Annotated in this window: 1 protein-coding gene; it reads right to left on the reverse strand. The window is 42.0% G+C overall.

Features of this window, described 5'->3' with window-relative positions; genetic code table 11:
• A partial coding sequence (locus ACM615_RS24455) for a hypothetical protein (protein WP_431012718.1) occupies positions 1 to 305 on the reverse strand: 305 nt, incomplete at both ends.

The raw sequence follows: 305 nt of genomic DNA on the forward strand, positions 1-305 counted from the left end.
AAACACCTAGTTTCACTTCTTTGCCCAACTGAGATGACAGCTGCTTTTCAATCGCGGCAACATCGGTATCTATTTTTTTCTTGTTCAGCGCATCGACCAGATATAAGCTCCTCTTGCCATCTTTCTGATTGACCCGATAGGAAAAACTATCTCCTTTTTCAGACCAAACAATCTGTTGCGGTACTTGGTAAACCTTACCAAATGAACTTCTGATCTCTTTGGCACGCTTATAATCGTCCAATGTCCCTTGTGCCATTGTCGTAAGATGCAAGAGCACCACTAAAACAGCGGTTAATGTTAACTTC

The organism is Rahnella sp. PAMC25617 (assembly GCF_050606005.1).
Classification (GTDB): domain Bacteria; phylum Pseudomonadota; class Gammaproteobacteria; order Enterobacterales; family Enterobacteriaceae; genus Rahnella; species Rahnella variigena.